Below are 4075 nucleotides of genomic sequence, written 5' to 3'. Positions count from 1 at the left end.
CCTCCCTTCTACAGATGTAGAAGGCACCACGAAAGGACCAGCCATGAGCAACAACACCGCAGTGGTGGTCGGGGGCGGTATCGGCGGCCTGGCCGCCGCGATCGGGCTCCGGCTGGTGGGTTGGAACGTGACCGTCGTCGAACGAGCCGCGGTCCTGGACGACGCGGGCGCCGGAATCTCCCTGCACGCCAACGGCATGCGCGCACTCGCGACCCTGAACGTCGCCGAAGCCGTCGAAGCGACGTCGCGGCGCCAATACACCGGAGGAACGCGAACCCCCGACGGCCGCCGGCTCGCCATGATGGACGGCGCCGCACTGGAGCGCGAGCTGGGCACCCCGATCGTCGGCATCCCGCGGGCGGACCTGCACCGGATCCTGCGCGCCGCGGTGCCGCCCGAGCACCTGGTGATCGGTTCCGAGGTCACCGAAGTCACCGACGGCAAGGACAAAGCCCGGGTGACCTACGACGGAACCACCCTGGAAGCGGACCTCGTCGTGGCCGCCGACGGGATCAACAGCAAGGTGCGCCGGCGCCTGTTCCCGTCCCACCCCGGCCCGGTGTACGCGGGGTCGACGGTCCTGCGGGCGATCACGGACCGCCCGATCGAAGGCCTGGCGGACGACTTCGCGCTGACATGGGGCCACGGCGCCGAGTTCGGTCACATCGGGTTCCCGGACGGCCGGGCCGAGTGGCACGCCACGCTCAACGCCCCGGCCGGCCTGCGCTACCGGGACCCGCTCGACGAGATGCGCCGAAGGTTCGCCCGCTGGCACGACCCGATCCCGGCGCTGCTGGCGGCGACCCGTCCGGAAGACGTGCTGCACCACGACGTGAACGAGCTCGTCACACCCATCCCGTCCTTCGCGGTCGGCCGGATCGCCCTGCTCGGCGACGCGGCCCACGCGATGACACCGCATCTGGGCCAGGGCGCATGCCAGGCACTGGAAGACGCAGTAACCCTCACCGCCGCCCTCGCCGCCACCACGGCTTCCTCCTCCGCCACCAAGACCACCATCGCCACCGCGCTGACCCGCTACGACGCCGCCCGCCGCCCCCGCACCCTGACGGTGGCCAGGGACGCCCGCCGAGCAGGCCGGATGGGCCAGCAGCTCACCAACCCGATCGCCGTGGGCCTGCGGAACGCGGCGATCCGCCTCACCCCACCGGGAGCGATGGTGAGGACCGTCCTGAAGCACGCGGACTGGACCGCACCCCGCATCACCCCCACACCAAGCGCCGCATAGTGCCACCAGGGCAACAAACCCCCACCAGGCTTGACCGGACAACTGATTAGGCGCCATATTAAATCCATGACGCAGCCCCTCGACGCCGGCCAAGGCGCCCCCACGCTCGACCAGGCGCGCCGCCAGATCGCCCGCTACGGCCTCACGGCCGACCCGCAGGCGGTCCTGGTGGCGGCCAGGCTGATGGCGGCGGGCGCCAGGATCGGACAGGCGGGCGAGGTGCACTTCGGCCGGTTCGGGCTGTCCACCGGCCGGTACCGGCTGCTGGCCGACCTGGAGGACCACGGCGGAGAGAAGTCGCCCTCCGAGCTCGCGGAGAGCCTCGGCGTGTCGCGGGCGACCGTGACCGGGCTGGTCGACGGTCTCGAACGGGAGGGCTTGGTAGCCCGCCGCCCGTCCGTCGAGGACGGGCGGCGCAACGTGGTGATCCTCACCGCGCGGGGTGCCCAACGGCTGCGCGACCTGGCACCCGAGCACTACGAGCGGATGCAGGCGATGGTCGGGGGCCTCTCGGAAGAGGAGCGCACGACCTTCCTCGATCTCCTGGCCCGCGTGGTCAAGGGCATCGACGCCCTGACCGCCGACTAACTCCCTCCCCCTCACCCCCTCCCTTCCCCTCCCCCTCCCTCCCGGGCGGCCGCACCAGCTGCGGCCCATCCCACGCCCAAATAATTAGGCACCTAATCACTATCCTCAAGGAAGCCCATGAGCAAGAAGGCCCCCGGCGCACCCCCACGATTCGCGCTCTGGCGAGAGGTCGCGACCGCCTACGTCATGCCCGCCCTGATGGCCGGAGCGGGCGGCGTGGCGACGCGCCAGGCCGAACTGACGGTCGCCGCAGTCACGACGATCGCCGGCACGTCAGCGATCGTGGCAGCCCTGATCGGAGCCCGGCTGCGCCGCCGCCCAGCCGACGCCTGGTCAGCCCGCGCGCCCCGCATCGTCGTGGCGGCCGTCCTCGCGATCGGCGCAGCAGCGGTCGCCACAGTCGTGGGCCTGGCAGGAGCGCAGTGGCTGCCCCACATACCCGCGCTGGCCGACCGAGCCTGGCCCAGCCGTCTCCCCGTCGACCTGCCGGTGTCCTCGGCCATCGCCGCAACACTCATCACTCTCCGCTGGCGGGCATGCCGCCCAAACCCCACCCGCCACCCGAACCCCACACCCGACCCAAACCACACGCCCCACCCAACCCACACACCCCACCCAACCCCCGAAAGGCAGACCTCGTGATCGTCATCATGGGCGCAGCAGGCGCCACCGGCGGAGCCACCCTCCGGAGCCTCGCCGCGATGGGCGCGCCGGCCCGAGTACTCAGCCGCGACCCCGCCCGCCTGGCCGCGTCCCTCGACGAGCACACCCGCAGGCTCGCCGAGCCGGTCTTCGCCGACGCGGCCGACCCCGAGTCGCTGCGCAACGCACTGAGGGGAGCCCACCAGCTGTTCCTCACCATGGCCAACGGCCCGCAGCAGGTCGAGCACGAGCTGCGTGCGATCGACGTCGCCAGGGAGTGCGGCGTGGAGCACATCGTCAAGATCTCCGCCCCGGCCGCCGAGCCGCTGTCCCCCGTAGCGGTCTCACGCGGACACCACCTCATAGAGGAGCACCTCCGCACCCCAGCCGCGACCCCCACCGCCACCCCGACCACGACCATCCTGCGCCCGTACGCGTTCATGCAGAAGCTCCTCCTGCTCGCGCCCGGGATCGCCGCGGCCGGGGTGGTGCACGGCACGATGGAGCGGGCGCGCTGCAACTACATCGACGTGCGGGACATCGGCGACATCGCCGCGGACGTGCTCACGCGGCCGGAGCTGGCGGGCGGGACGTATGAGCTCACCGGCGGGCGGGCGTACAGCCACGCGGAGCTGACCGGGCTGCTCGCCGAGCTGCTCGGCCGGCCGGTCCGGTATGTCGACCTGTCGCCGGACGAGCTGCGCGAACACCTGATGACGCGAGCCGGGATGCCGGAGTGGCTGGCGACCCACGTGGTGGAGATCCAGCGGCTCGCGGTACACCGGAAAGAAGAGCCGGACCCGACGATCACCCGTCTGACCGGGCGGGTCCCCCGAACGCTCCCCGCCTTCCTGGAGGAACACCTGCCCCTCTTCCGCTAACCCGCTGAACCCCCCTCGCGGGCCCGGACAACGGCCGGAAATCCCCTGATCCGGCCGAAAACCCCGGGCCCGCCACCCGAATAGAGCACCAACCCGTGTGGCATGTCTCACGATGCCGATTTTTATCTGACGGTCCGTCAAAACATCTGACGCGCCATCACATCCGAACCACGACCCATCAGTTAACAGCTGATGAACAGTCAGATTCGGTCACCCATCGCCGAGTTGCGCCCGCTACCCGTCAGTAGCGCACCCGTCGCCCCCTGCGACGCCGAGCTACCATCGATCGGTTGTCTACTTCGGCCCCGGAGTGGGGGCACCCGACCACAGCGAGTGACCCCACCGCCCCCAAGGGCCGGAAACGATCGGAACGGGGCGAGGACGAGGAGCGCAGGGGCTGCCATGACAGCTGAACCGAGCCACCCTGAACAGATCGCACGACAGGTCGCAGGACAGGTCGCAGGACAGGTCGCAGCACAGACCGCAACCCCGGACCGAGCCGTCTTCGCCGGCCGCCCGGCGCCGGCCCCCCGCACGCTCGTCGACATCCTCGACGCCACCGTGCGCAGCCACCCGAACGAGCCCGCCCTCGACGACGGCCGCACGGTGCTCAGCTACCGCGCCCTGGCCACCGAGGTCGCGCAGCTGCGCCGCCGCCTCGCCGCCGCCGGGCTCGGCCCCGGCGTCCGCGGGGGTATGCGCGTGCCGTCCGGCAGCA

At 71.5% G+C, this 4075-nt stretch carries 5 protein-coding genes; all 5 read left to right on the top strand.

Translation table 11 applies throughout. The annotated features are described in order from the left end of the window. Positions 1 to 43 precede the first annotated feature (43 nt). Positions 44 to 1246 (top strand): FAD-dependent monooxygenase, encoded by a 1203-nt coding sequence (locus AB0O00_RS31335; RefSeq protein WP_363657513.1) that lies wholly within the window; start codon positions 44 to 46, stop codon positions 1244 to 1246. 66 nt (positions 1247 to 1312) lie between these two features. After that, positions 1313 to 1834, top strand: a complete 522-nt coding sequence (locus AB0O00_RS31330) for a MarR family transcriptional regulator (protein WP_363657511.1) — start codon at positions 1313 to 1315, stop codon at positions 1832 to 1834. Positions 1835 to 1951: 117 nt separating this feature from the next. Next, complete coding sequence (locus AB0O00_RS31325) at positions 1952 to 2476, top strand: hypothetical protein (RefSeq protein ID WP_363657509.1); 525 nt, start codon at positions 1952 to 1954, stop codon at positions 2474 to 2476. Beyond that, complete coding sequence (locus tag AB0O00_RS31320) at positions 2473 to 3357, top strand: NmrA family NAD(P)-binding protein (protein WP_363657507.1); 885 nt, start codon at positions 2473 to 2475, stop codon at positions 3355 to 3357. The genes AB0O00_RS31325 and AB0O00_RS31320 overlap by 4 nt, the downstream gene beginning before the upstream one ends. 402 nt (positions 3358 to 3759) lie before the next feature. Then, positions 3760 to 4075: hypothetical protein (locus AB0O00_RS31315; protein WP_363657505.1), on the top strand; the 316-nt coding region annotated here is incomplete at its 3' end.

Origin of the sequence: Kitasatospora sp. NPDC093558 (assembly GCF_040683475.1) — a bacterium.
GTDB lineage: Bacteria > Actinomycetota > Actinomycetes > Streptomycetales > Streptomycetaceae > Kitasatospora.
The sequence above is the reverse complement of the archived record's forward strand: the minus strand, read 5'-3'. Positions and strand labels throughout refer to the sequence as shown.